This window comes from Rhodopseudomonas sp. WA056 (assembly GCF_010906995.1).
In the GTDB taxonomy this organism is placed as follows: Bacteria; Pseudomonadota; Alphaproteobacteria; order Rhizobiales; family Xanthobacteraceae; genus Rhodopseudomonas; species Rhodopseudomonas palustris_G.
Genome location: NZ_QPFS01000089.1, coordinates 1 through 21631 on the forward strand (window position 1 = coordinate 1; position 21631 = coordinate 21631).

The 21631-nt window shown below is 65.8% G+C and carries 22 protein-coding genes and 1 pseudogene; 17 read left to right on the plus strand and 6 right to left on the minus strand.

The annotated features are described in order from the left end of the window. Positions 1–336 precede the first annotated feature (336 nt). The gene (gene modD / locus DU475_RS16645) at positions 337–1179 is read left to right on the plus strand and encodes a ModD protein (protein ID WP_013500944.1); all 843 of its coding nucleotides are present in this window, start codon (positions 337–339) and stop codon (positions 1177–1179) included. Between the two features lie 253 nt (positions 1180–1432). Here the strand turns inward: modD and DU475_RS16650 are convergent, their stop codons facing one another. Next, the gene (locus tag DU475_RS16650; protein WP_164632763.1) at positions 1433–3067 is read right to left on the minus strand and encodes a class I adenylate-forming enzyme family protein; all 1635 of its coding nucleotides are present in this window, start codon (positions 3065–3067) and stop codon (positions 1433–1435) included. A gap of 244 nt (positions 3068–3311) precedes the next feature. Here DU475_RS16650 and DU475_RS16655 point away from each other — a divergent pair, with 244 nt between their 5' ends. From DU475_RS16655 to DU475_RS16675, 5 genes are all read left to right on the plus strand, one after another. Further along, the gene (locus DU475_RS16655) at positions 3312–3518 is read left to right on the plus strand and encodes a hypothetical protein (RefSeq protein WP_013500947.1); all 207 of its coding nucleotides are present in this window, start codon (positions 3312–3314) and stop codon (positions 3516–3518) included. Between the two features lie 78 nt (positions 3519–3596). Further along, positions 3597–4256, plus strand: coding sequence for an NUDIX hydrolase (locus DU475_RS16660; RefSeq protein WP_164632764.1), 660 nt, complete (start codon positions 3597–3599; stop codon positions 4254–4256). Between the two features lie 137 nt (positions 4257–4393). Further along, complete coding sequence (locus tag DU475_RS16665) at positions 4394–4768, plus strand: protocatechuate 4,5-dioxygenase subunit alpha (RefSeq protein WP_013500949.1); 375 nt, start codon at positions 4394–4396, stop codon at positions 4766–4768. A 12-nt stretch (positions 4769–4780) separates the two neighbouring features. Next, positions 4781–5638, plus strand: coding sequence for a class III extradiol dioxygenase family protein (locus DU475_RS16670; RefSeq protein WP_047307728.1), 858 nt, complete (start codon positions 4781–4783; stop codon positions 5636–5638). 213 nt (positions 5639–5851) lie between these two features. Continuing rightward, a complete protein-coding gene (locus tag DU475_RS16675) occupies positions 5852–7039 on the plus strand; it encodes a cytochrome P450 (RefSeq protein WP_164632765.1) in 1188 nt (395 codons plus the stop codon). Positions 7040–7042: 3 nt separating this feature from the next. Here DU475_RS16675 and DU475_RS16680 read toward each other — a convergent pair whose 3' ends face one another. Then, a complete protein-coding gene (locus DU475_RS16680; RefSeq protein WP_142881927.1) occupies positions 7043–7336 on the minus strand; it encodes a hypothetical protein in 294 nt (97 codons plus the stop codon). 240 nt (positions 7337–7576) lie between these two features. Between DU475_RS16680 and DU475_RS16685 the strand changes: the two genes are divergently transcribed. After that, entirely contained in the window at positions 7577–8341 is a 765-nt protein-coding gene (locus DU475_RS16685; RefSeq protein WP_013500953.1) for a sulfite exporter TauE/SafE family protein, read from the plus strand. A gap of 20 nt (positions 8342–8361) precedes the next feature. Here DU475_RS16685 and ccoG read toward each other — a convergent pair whose 3' ends face one another. After that, positions 8362–9804: a cytochrome c oxidase accessory protein CcoG gene (ccoG, locus tag DU475_RS16690; RefSeq protein ID WP_164632766.1), complete on the minus strand. Its 1443-nt coding sequence runs from the start codon at positions 9802–9804 to the stop codon at positions 8362–8364. Positions 9805–9922: 118 nt separating this feature from the next. Continuing rightward, on the minus strand, positions 9923–10123 hold the full coding sequence (locus DU475_RS16695; RefSeq protein ID WP_013500955.1) for a hypothetical protein: 201 nt from the start codon (positions 10121–10123) through the stop codon (positions 9923–9925). 299 nt (positions 10124–10422) lie between these two features. Between DU475_RS16695 and DU475_RS16700 the strand changes: the two are divergent. The 3 genes and pseudogenes from DU475_RS16700 to DU475_RS16710 form a co-directional block, all read left to right on the plus strand. Continuing rightward, positions 10423–11007, plus strand: a pseudogene (locus tag DU475_RS16700) (PadR family transcriptional regulator); the annotation flags it as partial. A gap of 92 nt (positions 11008–11099) precedes the next feature. Next, on the plus strand, positions 11100–11633 hold the full coding sequence (gene petA, locus DU475_RS16705) for a ubiquinol-cytochrome c reductase iron-sulfur subunit (protein WP_013500957.1): 534 nt from the start codon (positions 11100–11102) through the stop codon (positions 11631–11633). A gap of 211 nt (positions 11634–11844) precedes the next feature. Continuing rightward, positions 11845–12237, plus strand: coding sequence for a NifB/NifX family molybdenum-iron cluster-binding protein (locus DU475_RS16710; RefSeq protein ID WP_013500958.1), 393 nt, complete (start codon positions 11845–11847; stop codon positions 12235–12237). Between the two features lie 217 nt (positions 12238–12454). Here the strand turns inward: DU475_RS16710 and DU475_RS16715 are convergent, their stop codons facing one another. Beyond that, on the minus strand, positions 12455–12658 hold the full coding sequence (locus tag DU475_RS16715) for a YgaP family membrane protein (protein ID WP_013500959.1): 204 nt from the start codon (positions 12656–12658) through the stop codon (positions 12455–12457). 113 nt (positions 12659–12771) lie between these two features. On the opposite strand from DU475_RS16715, the gene DU475_RS16720 reads away from it, so the two are divergent. The 7 genes from DU475_RS16720 to DU475_RS16750 all read left to right on the plus strand — a co-directional run bounded on the left by DU475_RS16720 (position 12772) and on the right by DU475_RS16750 (position 20137). Beyond that, entirely contained in the window at positions 12772–13092 is a 321-nt protein-coding gene (locus tag DU475_RS16720; protein ID WP_246700343.1) for an ArsR/SmtB family transcription factor, read from the plus strand. Position 13093: 1 nt separating this feature from the next. Continuing rightward, on the plus strand, positions 13094–14092 hold the full coding sequence (locus DU475_RS16725) for an efflux RND transporter periplasmic adaptor subunit (RefSeq protein ID WP_164632768.1): 999 nt from the start codon (positions 13094–13096) through the stop codon (positions 14090–14092). Further along, positions 14089–17313 (plus strand): efflux RND transporter permease subunit, encoded by a 3225-nt coding sequence (locus DU475_RS16730; RefSeq protein WP_164632769.1) that lies wholly within the window; start codon positions 14089–14091, stop codon positions 17311–17313. The genes DU475_RS16725 and DU475_RS16730 overlap by 4 nt, the downstream gene beginning before the upstream one ends. Before the next feature lie 74 nt (positions 17314–17387). Further along, a complete protein-coding gene (locus DU475_RS16735; RefSeq protein ID WP_164632770.1) occupies positions 17388–18041 on the plus strand; it encodes a DsbA family protein in 654 nt (217 codons plus the stop codon). Between the two features lie 155 nt (positions 18042–18196). Then, positions 18197–18508, plus strand: coding sequence for a hypothetical protein (locus DU475_RS16740; protein ID WP_142881933.1), 312 nt, complete (start codon positions 18197–18199; stop codon positions 18506–18508). A gap of 4 nt (positions 18509–18512) precedes the next feature. Further along, positions 18513–19778: a ferric reductase-like transmembrane domain-containing protein gene (locus DU475_RS16745; protein ID WP_142881934.1), complete on the plus strand. Its 1266-nt coding sequence runs from the start codon at positions 18513–18515 to the stop codon at positions 19776–19778. Then, the gene (locus tag DU475_RS16750; protein WP_164632771.1) at positions 19775–20137 is read left to right on the plus strand and encodes a cytochrome b5 domain-containing protein; all 363 of its coding nucleotides are present in this window, start codon (positions 19775–19777) and stop codon (positions 20135–20137) included. Before DU475_RS16745 ends, DU475_RS16750 begins: the two co-directional genes overlap by 4 nt. A gap of 101 nt (positions 20138–20238) precedes the next feature. Here the strand turns inward: DU475_RS16750 and DU475_RS16755 are convergent, their stop codons facing one another. Further along, positions 20239–21369, minus strand: a complete 1131-nt coding sequence (locus DU475_RS16755) for a site-specific DNA-methyltransferase (protein WP_013500967.1) — start codon at positions 21367–21369, stop codon at positions 20239–20241. Positions 21370–21631 lie beyond the last annotated feature (262 nt).

Genomic DNA, 21631 nt, shown 5'->3' on the forward strand with positions numbered 1-21631 from the left:
GGCAAACTCGGCCAGCAGCGTGTCGACGGCGTCCTCGCCGCGATAGATGATCGCGGCGATCCGCGGAGCCTCTGCGCTGCCGTCCGTCATCCCTGCACCCTCCAGTCGGTGTGCTCGTCGTTAGGTGAGCAAGCGCCGTGCCGGTTGCCCGGCCGGCGTTGTTGATTGCTATGTGGTTGATTTGTCGATCGTTTCGCTCCGCCGCCGCGGCTGGGGGCGTTGGTCGCAAACCCGACAGCGTTGTATAGTCATGGACATAACGGTCCGAAGCGGAGATGTTGCGCCGGAAATCCCGCGCGTCAAATGCGCCGAACGACCATATCGGAGACCTGCTGTATGACCGCCGCCACCACTGCCGAACTGGAGCGCCTGCTCGACGACGACGTGCCTTGCGGCGATCTGACCACCGAGGCGCTGGGCATCGGCGCTGCGCCCGGCGTGATGCAATTCGCCGCCCGCGACCCGATGGTGCTGGCGCTCGCCGAAGACGCCGCCGCGATCATCCGGCTGTGCGGCTGCGAGGTCGAACTGGCCGCCTCGTCGGGCAGCCGGCTGGCGGCGGGCGCGCCGATCCTGACCGCCCGCGGCAGCGCCTCGGGCCTGCTGCGAAGCTGGAAGGTGGCGCAGACGCTGATCGAGATCTGGTCCGGCGTCGCCACCACGGCGCGCGATATCGTCGAGGCGGCGCGCGCGGTCTCGCCGAGCATTGCGGTCGCCTGCACCCGCAAGAACACGCCCGGCACCAAACGGTTCGCTGTCGCCGCCGTGAAGGCCGGCGGCGCCACCATGCATCGGCTCGGCCTGTCCGAAACCGTGCTGGTGTTCGGCGAGCATCGCGGCTTTCTCGACGAGCCGCTGGCGGCGACGGTGGCTCGTCTCCGCGCCACGCTCCCCGAAAAGAAGCTGATCACCGAAGTGTCGTCGATCGAGGCGGCGCTCGCCGCGACCGAGGCCGGGTTCGACGTGCTGCAGCTCGAGAAATTCGCGCCCGCCGACGTCGCAGCATTGGTGCAGCAGCTCGCCCCGCGGCCGTCGCGTCCGGTTGTCGCGGTCGCCGGCGGCGTCAACGCCGGCAACGCCGCGGCCTATGCCGAGGCCGGCGCGCAGGTGCTGGTGACATCGGCGCCCTACACTGCCAAGCCGCGCGACGTGCAGGTGCGGATCACGCCGGCGAAGTAATAATTAGCTGCAGGGTCGCGCTGTTCCACAAGCGAAGCGCGCTCCCTCTCCCGCTTGCGGGAGAGGGCTGGGGTGAGGGCCTCCCGGGCAGTGAGTTTGCCACTCGCGGAGAGGAGTGCCCTCACCCGCCGCGCTTCGCGCGTCGACCTCTCCCGCAAGCGGGAGAGGTTGCGCTGCCGCTGGGGCGAGGGTGCGCTAACTCCGCGCATGACGGTTCCTATTTACGCGACGCCTAGCTCTTTCGCTTCGTGAACTACGACCTCGCGTAACTCGCCGCCCGATCCGCGATCGTCTCGCGCAGCACCGTCTTCTGGATCTTGCCGTTGGCGTTGCGCGGGAGCGGATCGGTGCGGATGATGATGCTCTCCGGCACCTTGTAGTCCGACATCCGCGCCGCACACCAGGCGGCGACGTCGCGCTCGTTCAGGCTGACGCCCTCACTCGTCACCACGATGGCGTTGACGCGTTCGCCGAGCACCGGGTCGGGCGTGCCGATGATCGCAGTTTCCAGCACGCCGTCGATGCCGCAGATCACGTTCTCGACTTCGGCGGAGAAGATCTTGAAGCCGCCGCGGTTGATCATGTCCTTCTTGCGGTCGAACACCCGGACGAAGCCGTCCTGGTCGATTGAGCCGATGTCGCCGCTGCGCCAATAGCCGTTCACGAATTCCTTGGCGTTGGCGTCGGGCCGCTGCCAATAGCGTGGCACCACCATCGGGCCGGCGATCAGGAGTTCGCCCGGCTCGCCGGGTGCGACTTCGTTGTCGTCGGCGTCGAGCACGCGGACATCCGCGTACGGAATCACCTGGCCGACGCTGTCCATGTGATCGCGCCAACAGGCCTGCGGCATGATCGTGGTCGGCGAGGTGGTTTCGGTCGCCCCATAGGCGTTGCGGAGCTGCAGGTTCGGCAGCCGCTTGCTCAGCAACTCGATGGTCGGCACCGGCATCGGCGCGCCGCCGAAGCAGCCGATCCGCCACGCCGACAGGTCGTAATGCGCGAAGTCGGGGTGCATCACGGCGAGCGTGTAGATCGCCGGCACCAGGATCGACCAGGTGATCCGCTCGCGGCTCGCCAGCGCGAGAAAGTCGGCAGTCTTGAACGCCTGCCGCATCAGCACGACGCAGCCGCCGGCCGCGATCGTCGCATAGGATACGCCGACGAGACCGGTCACATGCGACAGCGGCACCGCGACCAGGCCGCGATCCTGTTCGGTCAGCTCGTGCGCGCGGGCGAATGCGTAGGACGAATGCAGGATGCTGAGATGCGTCAGCTCGGCGCCCTTGGGCTTGCCGGTGGTGCCCGAGGTGTAGAGGATCACTGCGGTGTCGTCTTCGTGCATTTCTGCGAGCGGTGCGTTCGCCGGATCGGCGGCGAGCAGATCCTCGAATGGCCGCGCGCCCTCGGCGGTTCCATGCGCGACGAAGCGATGCACGAGCTGCGGCACCTCGGCGGCTGCCGGGATTTCCTCGGCCAGCTCGGCCTCGAACACCACGACCTTGGCGCCGCTGTTATACAACAGAAACTCCAGTTCGGCGCGGCGCTGCCGGATGCCGATCGGCACCACCAGGACGCCGAGCCTGTTGCAGGCGAGCGTTACTGCCAGGAATTCCCAGCAATTGCCGAGGAACAGCGCGACGCGATCACCTTTGCCGATGCCGAGTTCCGTCAGCGCGGCCGCAATGCTGCGAACCAGCAGATCAAGTTCGCGGTAGCTGAGCGCGCGGTCGTCGACGATCGCCGGGCGGTCGCCGAACCTTGCGACCAGATCGTCGAACATCGCCGCCAGATGGGCGGGGCGCTCGGAGAAACACAGCATCGAGCGGCCGTCGTAGTGAGTTTCGCGGCACAGCGCGCCGCCGGTGCCGGCCTCGGGCCAGAACGTCATGGGGATTTCCTCGTCGGTCGTTGGAACGCCGCGGTTGCTTCCGCGATCGTCCGGCGGCTGTTGACAGCGCCGCGGTAATTCTATCCCGACCGGGCAGCGGACTGCCAGCCGGTGCTCGACCCCGTCCATCAGGCGGAATTGTCCGGCGTCAGTGACGCGCTGACACAACGACGTCAGCATTGCGACCTATGATAGCAAATCACGACGGCGGAAACCGCCGCTGGCGAGTATCAGGGATGAAGCGATGAGACTGTCCGACGTGGAATGTGAGTGCGGCGCGCTGTATCGCTGTGCCGAATCCGAAACGCTCGACGGTGAGCCGGGCAATCTGCATTGCACCAATTGCGGCCGAATCGTCGAAGCATGGCAGACCCGTAGCAGGCGGGTGTACCGCTGCGTCCTGACTCCGGACCGCAGCTATCCGGTGGTCACTCCGCCGCCCGCGCCGTAGCCGGTCCGCCGGAAACCTATGGAGTTTTGAAGCGGCCGCACGTTGTCGTGCCTCGCTTGGCGGCTGCGCGATCCCTATATGGTGGAGGTCGATTTCCCGACGACGAGAGGCGATAGATTGCGGACTCCGGTGCTGGCAGCAGGCGGAATCGTGTTGCGGCGCGGCAATGACCCGCTGTTCGCGGTCGTCCGGATGCGCAAGCGCAACGACTGGGTGCTGCCAAAGGGCAAGCTCGATCACGGCGAGACGGCGCGTCAGGCCGCAGAGCGCGAAGTGCTCGAAGAGACCGGCCATGTCGTCGCGGTGCACGAGTTCATCGGCACCCTGGTTTATGATTCCGGCGGCCGCTCCAAGGTGGTGCATTTCTGGCGGATGGAAGCGGAGGCGGAGCAGACGCTGCCGCTGATGAAGGACATTCGTGCGGTCGATTGGCTCGGACTCGACGAGGCGATCCTGCGGCTGTCGCGCAGCTACGAACAGGCGTTCCTGACGCAGGTCGGGCCGCTGGCTCTGGAAGCTGCGGGCCTGCTCCCAGGCGCGGCTCCGGCCACGCCTGCAGCGGTGCCTCCGCCGCGCTGCCCGACCAGCCCGCTGCCGACCGAGCACGAGGTCGTCACCGACCTCGCCGAAGCGCCGTCTTTGGCGTTCGAGCAGCCTTCCGATGCCATCGACCCCGAGCCGACGCCGTCGATGCTGCAACGGTTGCGTCGATGGCTGCGGGGTGTATCGCGCCTCTGATCGTCGTTTGTCTGGGTCGTTCGTTGTCGGGATTGTCCTGACATTTGATTCAAGTCAATCGAGCCCTCCTGCCGCCGCCTATCGTTCGCGAAATTTGGCCGCAAGGCTGCATACAGGAAACGTCATCAGGGGATGCCATGAGTCAGGCAGTGGCGGCTGGCGCCGGGCGCGCCAAGCGCGAGATCTTCGGGACGCCGATCTTCGGGCCTGAAGCCGCACAGAAGGGCTACGCCCTCAACAAGATGTGCTTCTCCTTCAACGACGCCGCCAACCGCGCCGCTTTCGTGCGCGACGAGGCCGCTTATTGCGCGCGCTACGGCCTCACCGCGGCGCAGACCGATGCACTGCTCAAGCGCGATCTGCTCAAGCTGCTCGACGAGGGCGGCAACGCCTACTACCTCGCCAAATTCGCCGGCATCCTCGGCCTCAACATGCAGGATATCGGCGCGCTGCAGACCGGCATGACGGTCGAGCAGTTCAAGGCGAAGCTGCTGGCGGCGCGTGACAACTGAGGGGGCATCAACATGGCGACGATCATCGGCGGCCTGGCCGCTTCGCACGTCCCCGCGATCGGCGGGGCGATGGCCAAGGGCCTGCAGAAGGATCCTTACTGGGCGCCGTTCTTCGACGGCTTCGACGCGCCGTGCCGCTGGCTCGACGCCGCCAAGCCCGACGCCGCGGTGGTGATCTACAACGACCACGGCCTCAACTTCTTCCTCGACAAGATGCCAACCTTCGCGATCGGCGCTGCGCCGGAGTATCGCAACGACGACGAAGGCTGGGGCATCCCGGTGATGGCGCCGTTCAAGGGCGACACCAAATTGTCGTGGCACATCATCGAGACGCTGGTGGAATCCGAATTCGACCCCGTCACCTGCCAGGAGATGCTGGTCGACCACGCCTACAGCCTGCCGATGGAGCTGTTCCTGCGCGGCCGCGCCCACGATATTCCGACCGTGCCGGTGGTGGTCAACACCGTGCAGCATCCGCTGCCGTCGCTGCGGCGCTGCTTCAAGCTCGGCCAGGCGATCGGCCGCGCGATCGAGAGCTATCCGGAAGACCTGAAAGTGGTGGTGATCGGCACCGGCGGGCTGTCGCATCAGCTCGAAGGCCAGCGCGCCGGCTTCATCAACACCGCGTTCGACCGCCGCTGCATGGATGCGATGACCGGGGATATCGAGAGCCTGCTCGGCATCGACCCGCACGAGCTGGTCGAGCTCGCCGGTAGCCAGGGCGTCGAGGTGATGAACTGGGTCGCGATGCGCGGCGCCCTTCTCGGCGACGTCCACGAGCTGCACCGCAATTATCACCTGCCGATCTCCAACACCGCGTCGGGAATCATGCTGATCGAGAACCGGCCGAAGCTGGCGCGGGCGGCGTGACGATGACGATGGTGAAGTGTCCAAGTTGCTCATGGTGAGGAGGCGCGAAGCGCCGTCTCGAACCATGAGGTCGCGAGTCGCGGTCTCGCCCCGTACCCGTGGCGCATTTCGAGACGCCCCGGCTGCGCCGGGGCTCATCAGGATGAGGCTGCTGCTCTTGATGACGCCGTCGCAACAAACAAAACACCACCGCAACTCCCGAGGATTCGCCCGATGTTCAGCTTCGATCCGTATTCGCCCGTCGTCGATGCCGACCCGTTCCCGCTCTACAGGACGCTGCGCGACGAGTACCCGGTGTTCTGGAGCGATGCGGCGCAGATGTGGATTCTGTCCCGCTATATCGACGTCGCCGGCGCCGGCACCAACTGGCAGGTGTTTTCCTCGGCGAAGGGCAACCTGATGACCGAGCTGCCGAACCGCGCCGGCGCGACGCTCGGCACCACCGATCCGCCGCGCCACGATCGGCTGCGCGGCCTGGTGCAGCACGCCTTCATGAAGCGCAATCTCGAAGCCCTTGCCGATCCGATGCGCGAGATCGCGCGTGACGCCGCTGAAGCACTGCGCGGCCGCGAGCAGTTCGACTTCATCAGCGACTTTTCGTCCAAATTCACCGTGCGGGTGCTGTTCGCGGCGCTCGGCTTGCCGATCGGCGACGAGCAGACCGTGCGCGACAAGGCGGTGCTGATGGTGCAGAGCGATCCGGTGAGCCGCGCCAAGGGGCCGGAGCATCTGGCCGCCTACGCCTGGATGCAGGACTACGCATCGAGCGTGATCGCGCAGCGCCGCGCCGAGCCGAAGAACGATCTGATCTCGCATTTCAGCATGGCCGAGATCGACGGCGACCGGCTCGACGAACGGGAGGTGTTGCTCACCACCACGACACTGATCATGGCCGGCATCGAGTCGCTCGGCGGATTCATGAGCATGCTGGCGCTGAACCTCGCCGATTTCGGCGACCTCCGCCGTGCCGTGGTCGCCGATCCGGCGCTGCTGCCGGACGCGGTCGAGGAGTCGCTCCGCTTCAACACTTCTGCGCAGCGGTTCAAACGCTGCCTGCAAAGCGACCTGACGCTGCACGGTGTCACCATGAAGGCCGGTGACTTCGTCTGCCTGGCTTACGGCTCGGCCAACCGCGACGAGCGGCAATTCCCCAATCCCGACGTCTACGATCTCAAGCGCAAGCCGAAAGGCCATCTCGGCTTCGGCGGCGGCGTGCACGCCTGCCTCGGATCGGCAATCGCCCGGATGGCGATCAAAATCGCGTTCGACGAATTCCACAAGGTGGTGCCGGACTACACTCGCACCGAGCAGCACCTCAACTGGATGCCATCGTCGACCTTCCGCAGCCCGTTGCGGCTCGACTTCGCGGTCGAGTCGGCGACGGCGCGGTCCGCGGCCTGATGCTCAGCTTTCGTCGGCCTCGCCCAATGCGAGGCCGGTGAGCGCTGCGACGATCGCGAAGCCGAAAGCCGATGTCAGGGCAAAATCGAATACCCTGTGTTCGGGGAGGCTGAGCAGCGCCGGGGTGACGCCGAAGTTCGGCGACCACATCGCCACGAAGGCAAAGCCAAGCCCGATCGCGGCGCCCATCATGGCGTGGCTGGCGATTGCCGCCAAACGCGATACTGTGCGGGTCTGCGCGGTCAGTCTCTTGATCGTGGCCTGGACTGCCCGAGTTGCCGACTTCTTTCCACGCATGGCGGTCATCCTCGCTTGCTGAGGCGCCAACGCGGCGTCCGTGGCGCCGTTCCAAACGGCGCCGTGCAGCCGATTTCTCGCCGTGCGGGAGGAACTGAGAGTTTCCCCGGCCGCGCCGGACCTTCTCTGCTGCGCGCAGCTCGCGCGTCGACAGACCGGGGTGGCACGGGCGAGCTTTGACCTATACAGCGGGACTGCTCCGCGCTCCGCGCGGCGCGTCGGCCACCCGAGAGTGCCCACTTGTCAATCATCCTCGATCCCTGGTTCTACGCCGTCGCAATCCCCGCCGTGTTCCTGCTCGGACTCGCGAAAGGAGGCTTCTCCGGCGTCGGCATCGCGGCGACCCCGCTGCTGGCGCTGTATCTGCCGCCGCTCGAGGCGGCCGGATTGTTGCTGCCGGTGCTGATCACCCAGGATCTGATTTCGCTCTACGTCTATCGGCGCCATTGGGACGCGCGCAGTTTGAAGGTGATGTTGCCCGGCGCGGTGCTCGGAATGGGGATCGCCTGGTGGACCGCCTCGATCGTGTCGGACGATGCGGTGCGGCTGATCGTCGGAGGCGTCGGGCTGGCGTTCGTGCTCAACGTCTGGCTGCGGCCAAGGGCGTCGGCGGTGAAGCTGTCGGATGCGGCCGGCGTGTTCTGGGGCACGGTGTCCGGCTTCACCTCGTTCATGACGCAAGGCGGCGGCCCGCCGTATCAGGTCTACATGCTGCCGCAGCTCCTGCCGAAGCTGGTGCTGGTCGGCACCACCACGATCTTCTTTGCGATCGTCAATGCGCTGAAGATCGGTCCGTATTTCCTGCTGGGGCAGTTCACCCCGGCCAATCTCGGCACCTCGCTGGCGCTGCTGCCGCTCGCAGCCGCCGCCAATATGGCCGGGATCTGGCTGGTGAAACGGACGCCGACCGACCTGTTCTACCGGATCGCCTATACGTTGCTGTTCGTGGTGTCGGTGGCGCTGCTCTACCAGGGTCTTTCGAATCTGCTGCGCGGGACGGTGTGATCCGCCCCGCGCAGCAGCGATCAGTTCGATGTCGGCGGGACGAAGTGGTCGACCGAGGTCGCCGTCTCGCCGGTCTGCGGGTCTTTGACCTCGAACGTGATGTTGATCGATTTGCTCGGCACCTCGTTGCTCGGCACCAGTACCGATACCCGCAATTCGCGAGTTTGGTCCTGCCCCACTTCGACGTCGAGGCGGTCCTTGGCGTCGGGATCGAGGCCGACCGCCTGCAGCCGCGCGCCCGGCACGCCGCTCACCGACACCTGCAACACGCGCGCGGTCGGGCGCTTGTTGAGCAGCCGCACGGTGTAGTCGTTGCGCACGCTGCCGTCGGACAGCGTCACGAACAGCGGATTGCGTTCGTGCAGCACATTGAGATCGAGTGAGCCGCGGGTCGCCAGCGCATAGACCATCACGGCGGCGACCAGCACGATCAGCCCGGAATACATCAGGGTGCGGGCGCGGACCGGCCGATACACCGAAGACTTTCCGTCGAGACGGCGCTGGATGTTGAGATCGGTGTCGTAGGCGATCAGGTCCGGCGGCCGGCCGACCTGCTTCATCACCGTGTTGCAGGCGTCGATGCACAGGCCGCATTGCACGCAGCCGAGCTGCAGGCCCTGGCGGATGTCGACTCCGGTCGGGCAGACATTGACGCATTGGTGGCAATCGATGCAGTCGCCGGCGATTTCGCCGTGGGCACGGACGACCTCGGCCTTCTTCACAGACATCCGCGGCTCGCCGCGATCGTAGCGATAGGTGACGTTGAGCGCCCATTCGTCGGTCAGCGCCGCCTGGATGCGCGGCCACGGGCACATGTAGATGCACACCTGCTCACGCATGAAGCCGGCCAGCGTGTAGGTGGTGAAGGTGAGGATGCCGATCCAGACATAGGCGACCATCGGCGCCTGGAAGGTGACCAGCTCCTTCACCAGCGTCGGCGCGTCGGCGAAGTACAGCACCCAGGCGCCGCCGGTCCACCATGCGATCATCAGCCAGATGAAGTGCTTGAGCGCGATCTCGCCGACCCTGCGCATGGTCAGGCCGTGCCTGTCCTTGGCGATCCGGTCGCGGCGGTCGCCTTCGACCAGCCGCTCGACCGCGTAGAACAGATCGGTCCACACCGTCTGCGGACACAGATAGCCGCACCACACCCGGCCGGCGAGCGCGTTCATCAGGAACAGCACCAGTGCGGCGATGATCAGCAGGCCGGTGAAGTAGTAGACTTCCTGCGGCCACAGCTCGATGAAGAAGAAATAGAACCGCCGGGCGGGCAGATCGATCAGCACCGCCTGATCAGGCAGGCCGGGGCCGCGATTCCAGCGCAGGAACGGCGTGAAGTAGTAGATCGACAGCGTGATAGCCAGCAGCGCCCATTTGATCCGGCGGAATCGGCCATGAACAGCCTGCGGATAGACCTTCTTGCGGGCCGCATAGAGCGGCCCTTCGATATTGGTATCTGTCATGGGAGGGCTTTCGCTGGAGCTTCGTCCCCGGAGAGGGGGAGGCCGTCTCCGGGCGAAATCATGCGGGATCTGCCAGGCGGGATCGAGACGCTCGCGCCAGCGTCCCGGCCCGAATCGTTCAGCGGACCGAGGGGCTTGCGATCTTGCGGGCGACCAGGAACGAGATCGGCATGGCGATGACGAAGCCGCAGCCGACCGCGATCGGAATCCAGCGCATTGCCTGTTCGGCCAGGCTCGGCACCACCAGCACCGCGACCATCATCATGCCGGCGAGGGTCGCCCCGCCGATGATCCACAGCACAACCGCAACCTTGATCATGATCTTCTCCTGTCCTTGCCGGGCCTTTTCGGCCTCCGCCCGAGCCGGGCGCAGGGCGCGCCATCCGGGCCTCAAATGTCGGGGGAACATTTGAATGTGAGCGGACGATATATTTTGGGCCGGTTCTAAGTTTGATTTGGATCAACGGTCAGTATCGGAAAACCACCGGGTCTTGAATGGGATAAGTAGCTAGACACCGTTCTTCGATAGGCACGTCAAAACTGATCTCGGCGCCAAAGATATATCTTTACTTGGGTCGGGGTCGTCACTACGTAAGATATATCTTTCAGGAGGTCGTCATGGACGGCGTCGACAATGGCCCGCGACGATGCGGGTTCGGAATGCCGGGCTGCCGCTGGGGGCGCCGCGGTATGGGCGGGCGCGGCATCGGCGGGGAGATGACGCGCGCCGGACGGATGCTGGCGCAAGGCGACCTCAAGCTGATCGCGCTGGCGCTGATCGCCGAGCAGCCGCGCCACGGCTACGACATCATCAAGGTGATCGAGGAGAAAACCGCCGGCTGGTACGCGCCCAGTCCGGGCGTGGTGTATCCGACCCTGACCTATCTCGAAGAGACCGGCCACGTCGTTGCCCAGCCTGAAGGCGCCAAGAAACTCTATGTCGCCACCGACGAGGGGCGCGATCATCTCGCCGCCAATCGCGCGCTCGCCGAGGCGGTGTTCGATCGCCTCGCCAGCTTCGGCGAGATGATGCGGCAACAGAACGGCGAGGGCGCTCCGGAGGCCGGCGATCTGCCGCCGCTGCTGCGCGCTGCGCTCGACAACCTCCGCGAGGTCGCGATCCGCCAGATCGCAAAAGACCCGGACAACGAAGCAGAGCTTGTTGCGATTCTCGCTCGCGCCGCCGGCGAGCTTCGCAAAACGCAGGCGAGGGGTGACTCTCGCCAATTGGACGACGCATTCGACCAGGTGCCCAACCAGCAATCCGGCACCGCGTCACTCTTCAGGAGACGAAAATGACCGCAATGACGTCTGAACAACCGAACCGACGTGACGTGTTGTACCTGGCCACAGGTGCTCTGGCCACGGTCGGCACCGCCGCCCTGGTGTGGCCGTTCATCTCGCAACTCAATCCCGATGCAGGCACGGTTGCGGCCGGCTTCCCGCTGGAAGTCGATCTCGCTCCGGTCGCCGAAGGCCAAGTGATCAAGGTGTTCTGGCGTGGCCAGCCGATCTTCATCAATCACCGCACGCCGAAGGAAATCGAGTCGGCGCAGACGGCGGATTGGCGGAGCATGCGGGATCCGCAGCCGGATTCGGAACGCGTCAAGCCGGGCAAGGAGCAGTGGCTGGTGGTGTCGGCGATCTGCACCCACCTCGGCTGCATCCCCACCGAGCACCAGGGCAACTATGACGGCTGGTTCTGTCAGTGCCACGGCTCGCAATACGACTCTTCCGGTCGCATCAGGCTCGGGCCGGCGCCGCTCAACCTCGCGCTGGTGCCGTACAAATTCGACGGCGACGCCAAGATCGTGATCGGCGAGACCTGAGCGCGGCGGCGCCCCTGTAGAACTCGTCATGCGCGGGCTCGACCCGCGCATCCATCGCGCGCGTCAGCGCGCCTTGAGAGTTCGCGCGAAGAGGATGGATTGCCGGGGCAAGCCCGGCAATGACGATCCATCGGTCGTTCCTGCGCGCCCGGCGTTGTCGAAGCCGCTGGAGCGACTGCTTACCCACTCACAGTTCCCGAAAGCTCCAGTCATGTTGATCGCAGTCGCCAGCCAGAACTTCCGCACCGTGACCGGCCACGCCGGCAAAAGCCGCCGTTTTCTGGTGTTCGATGCGGCGCCGTGCCGCCCGCCGCAGGAGGTCGACCGGCTCGACCTGCCGAAGGAGATGTCGATCCATGAATTCAAGGAAGACGGTGCGCATCCGCTCGACAAGGTCAGCGTGGTGATCGCCGGCAGCGCCGGCCCCGGGTTCCTCAGCCGGATGGCGGCGCGCGGCGTGGTCGCCATCACCACCTCGGAGACCGATCCGGTCACCGCGATCCAGAACTACCTCGCCGGATCGCTGGCGCCGGCCGCGCCGCACGATCACGACGACGAGGAAGAAGAAGGCGGCTGCAACTGCAATTGCGGCCGGGCGGCCTGAGGCAGACTCAGGCGGTCGCCTCTCGATTGGTCATCGCGAGGAGCAGCCGGATCGGCGCTTCGCGCCGTCCGGGCACAGGCTCCGCGTCCAGGCAATCCAGGGCCCCGTGGTCGGCGCTCCTGGATTGCTGTACTTCGCTCGCAATGACGGAGCGATTCTCTTGATGATGGATTGCCGGGACTACGCTCGGCAATGACGCGCTTGATGCGCCGCGCGCTTACGAAAACGCGTTGCCGGCCGGTCGGCCAAGCTTCTTGAACACGATCGCCGCCGGGCAGAATCCGGTGAACGACGCCTGGATCATGTTGACGCCGGCGAACGCCGTCAGCAGCAGCCAATACGGGCTGACCAGCCAGCCGAGAGCCAGGCTGACGAGCACGACTGTGCCGGCGAACGCGAGTACGGTCTGATCGAGATTCATGAACTGCCCCTTTCTCCATTGCCCGGGCCGCCGTACGGCCCGTTTCGGAATTCGTATTGACGATATATTCGAATAATCGTATATACGCAACTATGAAAATAAAGGTCGATCCCATGATGGCCGCCGCCGACGAGGCGAGCGAGCTCTTCAAGGCGCTGTCGAACCGGCACCGGCTGCTGATCATCTGCCAGTTGATCGGTGGCGAGCGCTCGGTCGGCGAGCTCGCCGAGGTGATCGGCCTGCGCGATTCGACGGTGTCGCAGCATCTCGCGCTGCTACGCAAAGACGGGCTGGTGTCGGCGCGGCGCGACGCCCAGTCGATCTTCTATTCGATCGCCAGCGAACCGGCGCGTGAACTCCTGACGACGCTGTATCGGGTGTACTGTCCCGGTCAGCCGCTGGAGAAGACGGGTCGCAAACCTGCAAGGGCATGACATGCGAATGGGCGGATGGACGACGGGCGGTGTGATCGCCGCGATGCTGTGGGGCGTCGGGGTGGCGAATGCGGCTGGCACTCTGACGGTGGCGGGGACCAGGATCTCCGACGAGAAGGCGGTGTTCGCGACCGTCGAGAGCATCAGCGTGGTGCCGGCGCGCAGCCGGATCGGCGGCACCGTGGTGGCGCTGAAGGTCCGCGAGGGCGACAGCGTCAAGGCCGGCCAGGAAATCGCGACGATCGGCGACGACAAGCTGACGCTGCAGATGAATTCGCTCGACGCGCAGATCCAGGCGCTGCAGGCCCAGGCGAGCCAGGCGCAAATCGACTACGACCGCACCAGCGGTCTGGTCGAGCGCGGCACGCTGCCGCGCACCAAGCTCGACGAAGCCCGCACCGCGCTCAACGTCGCCGAGAACAATCTGCGCGCCAAGACTGCGGAGCGGTCGGTGGTGCAGCAGCAGTTCAAGGAAGGCCAGGTGCTGGCCCCCGACGACGGCCGCGTCCTCAAGAAGATGATCACCGTCGGCTCGGTGGTGCTGCAGGGCGATCCGATCGTCACCGTGGCGCAGCAGCACTACAAGCTGCGGCTGCGGGTGCCGGAGCGGCACGCCCGTTTCCTCAAGGCCGGCGACAAGATCCGCGTCGACGGCAGCGAGTTCGGCGATCACGTCGCCAAGTTCGGGACGGTCGAGCTGGTGTATCCGCAGATCGAGGACGGGCGTGTGGTGGCGGACGCCAGCGTCGAGGGGCTGCCGCAATATTTCGTCGGCGATCGGCTGCGGGTGTGGATCTCGGGGGGCGAGCGCGACGCGTTCGTGATCCCGGCCAGTTTCGTCAGCACCGAATTCGGCATCGACTACGTCCATGTCGGCGAGCCCGGCAAGACCGTGGCGGTGCCGGTGCAGCGCGGCCGCGAACACCCGACCCAAGCAATGCCCGACGGACTCGAGATTCTCTCGGGTCTGCGCAATGGCGACAGACTGGTGCAGCCGTGAATCTGGGAATTTCGGGCCATCTGACCAAGGCCACCATCCGGTCGCCGCTGACTCCGCTGTTCCTGCTGGCGTCGCTGATCGCCGGGCTGATCGCGCTCGCCGCGATCCCGCGCGAAGAGGAGCCACAGATCAGCGTGCCGATGGTCGACATCCGCATCAACGCCGACGGCCTGCGCGCGCCGGATGCCGTCGAGCTGGTGACCAAGCCGCTGGAAGCGATCGTCAAGGGCATCGACGGCGTCGAGCACGTCTACAGCCAGACCGAAGACGACCGCGTGATGGTCACCGCGCGATTCCTGGTCGGTACCAAGGCCGAAGACGCGATCCTGCGGGTGCACGAGAAGATCCGCGCCAATATCGGCAGCATCCCGGTCGGCATTCCCGAGCCGCTGATCGTCGGCCGAGGCATCAACGACGTCGCCGTCACCGTGCTGACGCTGTCGCCGAAGCCGGAAGCCGCGGCGCGCTGGACCGACAAGGATCTGTACGAAGTCGCCGACAAGCTGCGCTCCGAGCTGATGAAGGTCGACAGCATCGGCCTGACCTACATCTCCGGCGGCGGCGCGCAGCAGATCCGGGTCGAGCCCGATCCGGAAAAGCTGTCGCTGTACGGCGTCACGCTGCAGCAACTCGTCGCCAAGGTGAAGGACGCCAACCGCTCGTTCCTCGCCGGCAATGTGCGTGATGCCGGCACGATGCGCAGCGTCTCCGCCGGCCAGACCCTGATGGGGATTCCCGACATCGGGCTGTTGCTGATCTCGACCCGCGACAATCGTCCGGTCTACGTCAAGGACGTCGCCTCGGTGATCATCGGACCGAACATGGCCGAGCACCGGGTGTGGAACGACGCCCGCGACGCGAGCGGCAAATGGGACCGCGTGCCGGCGGTGACGCTGGCGCTCGCCAAGCGCGCCGGCGCCAACGCCGTGGTAGTGTCGCACGACATCAAGGCGCGGCTGGCGACGCTGCAAGGCTCGCTGATCCCCAAGGACGTCGCCGTCACCATCACCCGCGACTACGGCGAGACCGCCAACGAGAAGGCCAACGAGCTGCTGTTCCATCTCGGCCTCGCCACAATCTCGATCGTGGTGCTGATCGCGATCGCGATCGGCTGGCGCGAGGCGATCGTCACCGCGGTGGTGATCCCGACGACGATTCTGCTGACGCTGTTCGCCGCCAACCTGATGGGCTACACCATCAACCGCGTCAGCCTGTTCGCGCTGATCTTCTCGATCGGCATCCTGGTCGACGATGCCATCGTGGTGGTCGAGAACATCGCCCGGCACTGGGGGATGAAGGACGGTCGGCCTCGGCTGCAGGCCACCATCGAGGCGGTGGCCGAGGTCGGCAATCCGACCGTGATCGCGACCCTGACCGTGGTCGCCGCGCTGCTGCCGATGCTGTTCGTGTCCGGACTGATGGGGCCGTATATGGCGCCGATCCCCGCCAACGCCTCGGCCGCGATGCTGTTCTCGTTCTTCGTCGCCATGATGGTGGCGCCGTGGCTGATGCTGAAGCTGGCGCCGAAGCAGGGCGCCGCGGTGGCTTCGCACGGCGACCACGACGAAGGCCGGCTCGGCCGGCTGTATCGCCGGCTCGCCACGCCGATCGTCGCCAGCAAGCGCGCGTCGTGGATCTTCCTGCTCGGGGTGGGTATCGCGACGCTGCTGTCGATGACGCTGTTCTACACCAAGTCGGTCACGGTCAAGCTGCTGCCGTTCGACAACAAGAGCGAGATCGCGGTGATCCTCGATCTGCCCGAGGGCGCGACGCTGGAGGATACCGAGCGCACGCTGTTCGCCGCCGCCGACATCGCCCGCGGCCTGCCCGAGATCACCTCGGTGCAGACCTTCGCCGGCACGCCGGCACCGTTCAATTTCAACGGCCTGGTGCGGCATTATTACTTGCGCGAACGGCCCGAACTCGGCGAGTTGCAGGTGAACCTGAAAGAGCGCGGCGAGCGCAGCCGCGCCAGCCACGCCATTGCGCTCGACCTGCGCGAACGCTTGACCGCGTTGAAGCTGCCGGAAGGCGCCAGCCTCAAGGTGGTCGAGGTGCCGCCCGGTCCGCCGGTGCTGTCGACGCTGCTGGCGGAGATCTACGGCCCCGACGCCGCCACCCGCCGCGCGGTGACCGCCGAGGTCGAGAAGATCTTCAAGCAGGTGCCTTTCATCGTCGACGTCGACAATTCGATCGGCGAGCCGCGGCCCCGGCTGCGGCTGTCGATCGATCAGGACCGGCTGGAGTTCTTCGGCGTCGAGCAGAAGGACGTCTACGACACCATCCAGGCGCTGTTCGGCGGCACCTCGATCGGCTACTCGCATCGCGGCGAGGGCCGCAATCCGATCGCCATCACGGTCGGGCTGCCGAAGCGCGACCTCGAATGGAACGAGGCGCTGGCCTCGACGCCGGTCCCGGCGAATTCGCTGCCCGGCGCCAAGACGGTGGTCGAACTCGGCCAACTGGTGAACGCCAGCAAGGAAGTCGGCTCGCCGATGATCTTCCGCCGCGACGGCCGGTTCGCCGACATGGTGATGGCCGAGCTCGCCGGCAAGTTCGAGGCGCCGCTGTACGGCATGCTCGACGTCGCCAAGCTGATCGACACCCACGACTGGGGCAAGCTGCCGAAGCCGGCGATCAGCCTGCACGGCCAGCCGTCGGACGAATCCAGCCCGACGCTGTTGTGGGACGGCGAGTGGGAGATCACCTGGGTGACGTTCCGCGACATGGGTGCGGCGTTCGGCGCGGCGATCCTCGGCATCTACGTGCTGGTGGTGGCGCAGTTCAAGAGCTTCAAGCTGCCGCTGGTGATCCTGACGCCGATCCCGCTGACGCTGATCGGAATCCTGATCGGTCACTGGCTGTTCGGCGCGCCGTTCACCGCCACATCGATGATCGGCTTCATCGCGCTCGCCGGCATCATCGTGCGAAACTCGATCCTGCTGGTCGATTTCATCCGCCATTCCGGCGGCGCCGGCAAGACGTTGCGCGAGGTCGTGCTCGAAGCCGGCGCGGTGCGGTTCAAGCCGATCCTGCTGACCGCGCTGGCGGCGATGATCGGTGCGGCGACGATCCTGCTCGACCCGATCTTCCAGGGGCTGGCGATCTCGCTGCTGTTCGGCCTCGCGTCGTCGACGCTGCTGACGGTGCTGGTGATTCCGGCGATCTACATCGTTCTGCGTGACAAATCGCCGAGCCCGCCACCGGCCACGGCAAAGTGATGGCGCCGCGGTCCGATCCGAGGCACAAGTGAGCCGACCCTTGGATCCGGGGTCGGACCTGAGGATTGGAACCGATGATGATCACGCGACGGTCGGCCCTGACGGCGACGCTGGCGCTCGCCCCCGGCCTGGCTGCGGCCGCAGCCTGGGGCGCGCCGGTCGTTCCCGACTCCGAGGACGTGCTGTCGACCAACGCGGTGCTGTACGATGCGGAAATTCCGGTCGCCGGCAATCCCAACGGCGACATCACCATCGTCGAATGGTCGGATTATCGCTGCTCATACTGCAAGAAAGTGGCTCCGGACCTGATGCAGGTCGTCAATGACGACGGCCGGATCAGGCTGGTGCTGAAGGACTGGCCGATCTTCGGCGGCGTCTCGGTGGATGCCGCGAAGATGGTGCTCGCCGCCAAGTACCAGGGCAAGTTTCTGGAGGCGCACCAGGCACTGATCGGCGCGCCATCCAAGCTCATCGACGCGACGCTGAAGGCATCGCTCGAGGGCGGCGGCGTCGATGTCGGTCGCGCGACCCGGGATCTCGACGCCAACCGCGCCGCGATCGAGGCGATCCTCAAGCGCAACGACGCCCAGGCTAAGGCGTTCGGATTCCAGGGAACTCCGTCGTTCATCATCGGTCGCTTCCGGGTTCCCGGCGTGCTGGACGCCGCGTTGTTCAAGCAGGCGATCAAGGACGCCCGCGAGGCGGCGAAGAAGACCGACAAGAAGTAACTGCTTCGCACACTGACCTGTCCTCGTCATTGCGAGCGCAATGACGGAGGGAGGGAGGGCGCCCGCCAATCTCCCCCTCTGCTTGACGTGAATCATCTTCACAACCGTCGCGGTCGCGCTAAGCTGCGGCATCGCAGCGCAGCGGGATGACGATCATGCTCTGCATCCGCTCGGCGGCCCATGCCGCCGTGATGATCAGTCTGTCCGGATTAGTGCTGAGCGCAGCCCCAGCGGGTGCCGCGCCGTGGCGTGCCGACGAAGGCAACACCCGTGGCTGGATGCTGATGTCGCCGCAGGAGCGGATCGCGCATCAGGCCCGGGTCCGCGGGTTTACCGACTACGCCGCCTGCGAGGCTTATCGTGCCGGCCACCACGCTCTGATGGTGCAACGGGCGCGCGAGCGTGGTCTCGACTTACCAGGAGGCGGTCGCGACTTCTGTGATCATCTCAAATCTCGGGCGGATTGAGCCCGTGTCGACCGCCGGTTCAGCATCGCGGCGCTGGTCGATTCCGCTGCTGACCTTGGCGGTGCCTGTTGGGTTCGCGGTCTGGGCCTTTCCCGAAGGCCTCGCGCCGCTCCGCGTCGCCGGAATCGTCACCGGCTGGCTCGGCTGTGGATTGCTGCTGGTCAGCCTGCTGCTGATGCTGCGCGAGCCGCGGCTCGCCGCCTGGCTCGGCGGGCTGGAGCGGATGTATCGCTGGCACCACGTGACCGGCGTCGCCGCCTACGTGCTGCTGTTGCTGCATCCGCTGGCGCTTGCCGCCAACAACTGGTCGTCGTCGCCGAAGGTCGCCTGGCAGACGCTGTCGCCGTCGACCGAGAGCTGGCAGGTGTGGTCCGGCTGGCTCGGGCTGCTTCTGTTGATGGTGGGGCTCGCCACCACCTTCGTCCGGCATATCCGCTACGGCACCTGGCGCTGGCTGCATGCGTTGCTCGGCCTCGGCGTGCTGATCGGGTTGGTGCATCTGATCCTGCTCGGCATTGACGAACCGGTTGTGCCGATCCTCGCGGTCGCCGGGGCGATCCTTGGTTGGCGCCTGATCCGCGGCGATCTCGGGCTCGGGGCACGGCCGTATCTTGTGACATCGGCGCGCCCCCTTGCCGAACGCTCGGTCGAGATTGCGCTGCGGCCGCTCGGCGAACCGGCGATCGTGTTTCCGGGGCAGTTCGTGCTGGTCGAGTTCGGAGACGGCCGTCGCTACCGCGGCTGCGGTGAGTTTCATCCGTTCACTGTCAGCGCGATTCGCGCCGGGAATGAACTGCATCTTGCCATCAAGGCGCTCGGTGATTGTACCAGCAAGATGCTGGCGATCGAAGCCGGGGTGGCGGCACGGGTGATCGGTGGCTTCGGCGGCCTGATCGAACCGCGCGATGCGGGACCGCAGCTCTGGATCGCGGGCGGTATCGGCGTCACCCCGTTCATGGCGGTGTTGAATGCAGGTCCGCTGTTGCAGCCGACCCGGTTGCTGTATCTGTACCGGACCGAGGCCGACGCCGCGTTCCTGCCGGAATTGCGAGCGGCCGCAAGCGCGGAGCCGAATCTGACGCTGCACTGCGCCGCCACCGGCGACGATCTGCCCGACCTCGATAAGCTGCTCCCCGACGCCAGCCGATTGTCAGGAATCGAATGCTATCTGTGCGGACCGCCCGGTCTGGTCGCCGCACTGAAATCGGTGCTCGCCGCGCGCGGCGTCGCCGCCCGGCATGTTCACTACGAGAATTTCGAGTTCAGATGATGCGCAAGCTGTTCTACGTTTCGACCGCCGTGTTCTGGATTGCGGTCGCCGGGCTCTGGATCGGCAATCTGATGGCGCCGGCCGATCAAGCGGCGGTCGCGGCCGAGCGCGAGATCGGGGGAGCCGAACTTGCTCGGCACGCCACGCCCGACGATTGCTGGATGGCGATTCGCGGCGGCGTGTACGACCTGGCAGCTTATCTGCCGGATCATCCGTCGCGGCCGAGCATCATCGAGCCGTGGTGCGGCAAGGAAGCGACCGAGGCTTACGACACCAAGACCAAGGGCCGTAAGCACTCGCCCGAAGCAGACGCGTTGCTGCCGAAGTACCGAATCGGACGGTTCATCGGCGGAAGCTGAAGCGTTTTCCAGCGAAGTTGATAGCGGTTCGCGTCAGGAGCGCGCGTCGAGACAAAACAGAGCTTCGGGTCTGATTCGATCAGAACCTCGGCTCTGATTCGTCACGCGATCATCGTGTTGCGGATCTCGGTGCGAAGCTCGTCGATCAGCCGGAGCCCCTTGCTGGTCTCCACGTGCCAGAACGTCCAGCCGTTGCAGGCTTCGGACCCCTGCGCCATGGCGCCGATCCGGTGAATCGATCCGACCTTGTCGCCGAGCATGATCGCTCCGTCGGCGCGCACCAGCGCGCCGTGCCGCTTCTTCGAATCGACGAGGCGCGCGCCGGGCGAAATCATGCCACGCTCGATCAGTTCGGAGAACGCCACCCGCGGCGCATCGCGTGCGGTGAGGAACGGCTTCAGAGTATCGTCGGGCAGCGGTTCGATCGCGTCGATTCGCGCCCGTGCCGCCTCGGCGTAGGTCCGGTCGCGTTCGAAGCCGATGTAGTTGCGGCGCAAACGCTTGGCGACGGCCCCCGTCGTGCCGGTGCCGTTGAACGGATCGACCACCAGATCGCCGGGCCGCGACGAACTCAGCAGCACGCGCGCCAGAAGCTGTTCGGGCTTCTGCGTCGGGTGCACCTTCTTGCCGTCCTTGCCCTTCAGCCGCTCTTCGCCGGTGCACAGCGGAATCAGCCAGTCCGAGCGGGCCTGAACGTCCTCGTTGGCGGCCTTCAGCGCATCGTAGTTGAAGGTGTAGCCTTTGGCGTTCTCGTCGCGCGCCGCCCAGATCATGGTCTCGTGCGCATTGGTGAAACGACGGCCACGGAAATTGGGCATCGGATTGGACTTGCGCCAGACGATATCGTTGAGCAGCCAGAACCCGAGGTCCTGCATGATCGCGCCGACGCGGAAGATGTTGTGGTAGGAGCCGATCACCCACAGCGTCGCCGACGGCTTCATGATCCGGCGCGCGGCGAGCAGCCAAGCGCGGGTGAAATTGTCGTAGGCGGCGAACGACGCGAATTTGTCCCAATCGTCGTCGACGGCGTCGACTTCCGATTCGTCGGGACGCTTCAGCGCACCTTTGAGCTGCAGATTGTACGGCGGATCGGCGAACACCAGATCGACCGACTTTGCCGGGAGCTTCTCCATCTCGGCGATGCAGTCGCCGACGATGATCTGGCTCTCGGGCTCGTATTCAAATTGAGTGCGGGGCGCCCTTGCAGACGCCCCGCTACGCGACACAACCATGACTCAACTAACCTGACTCATGTGACGCCGTCGGAGACGCGGGACTAAACAACCGACTGGCGATACATTGGCGCGGCAAAGTAAAAATCGACTTAATTGGATTGCAATTTGGTGACCACGGAACGAACGATCCGAGGAACAGTTCTCTCTGCCGGCATATCGAACGGAGGGATCTCGCCACGATCGCCTCAGTGGCGTTGACGCAAGTCCGGCGCCGCGCGGATGGGGTGATGAGCGCCTCGGCGGCGTCAGGGCTATGCAC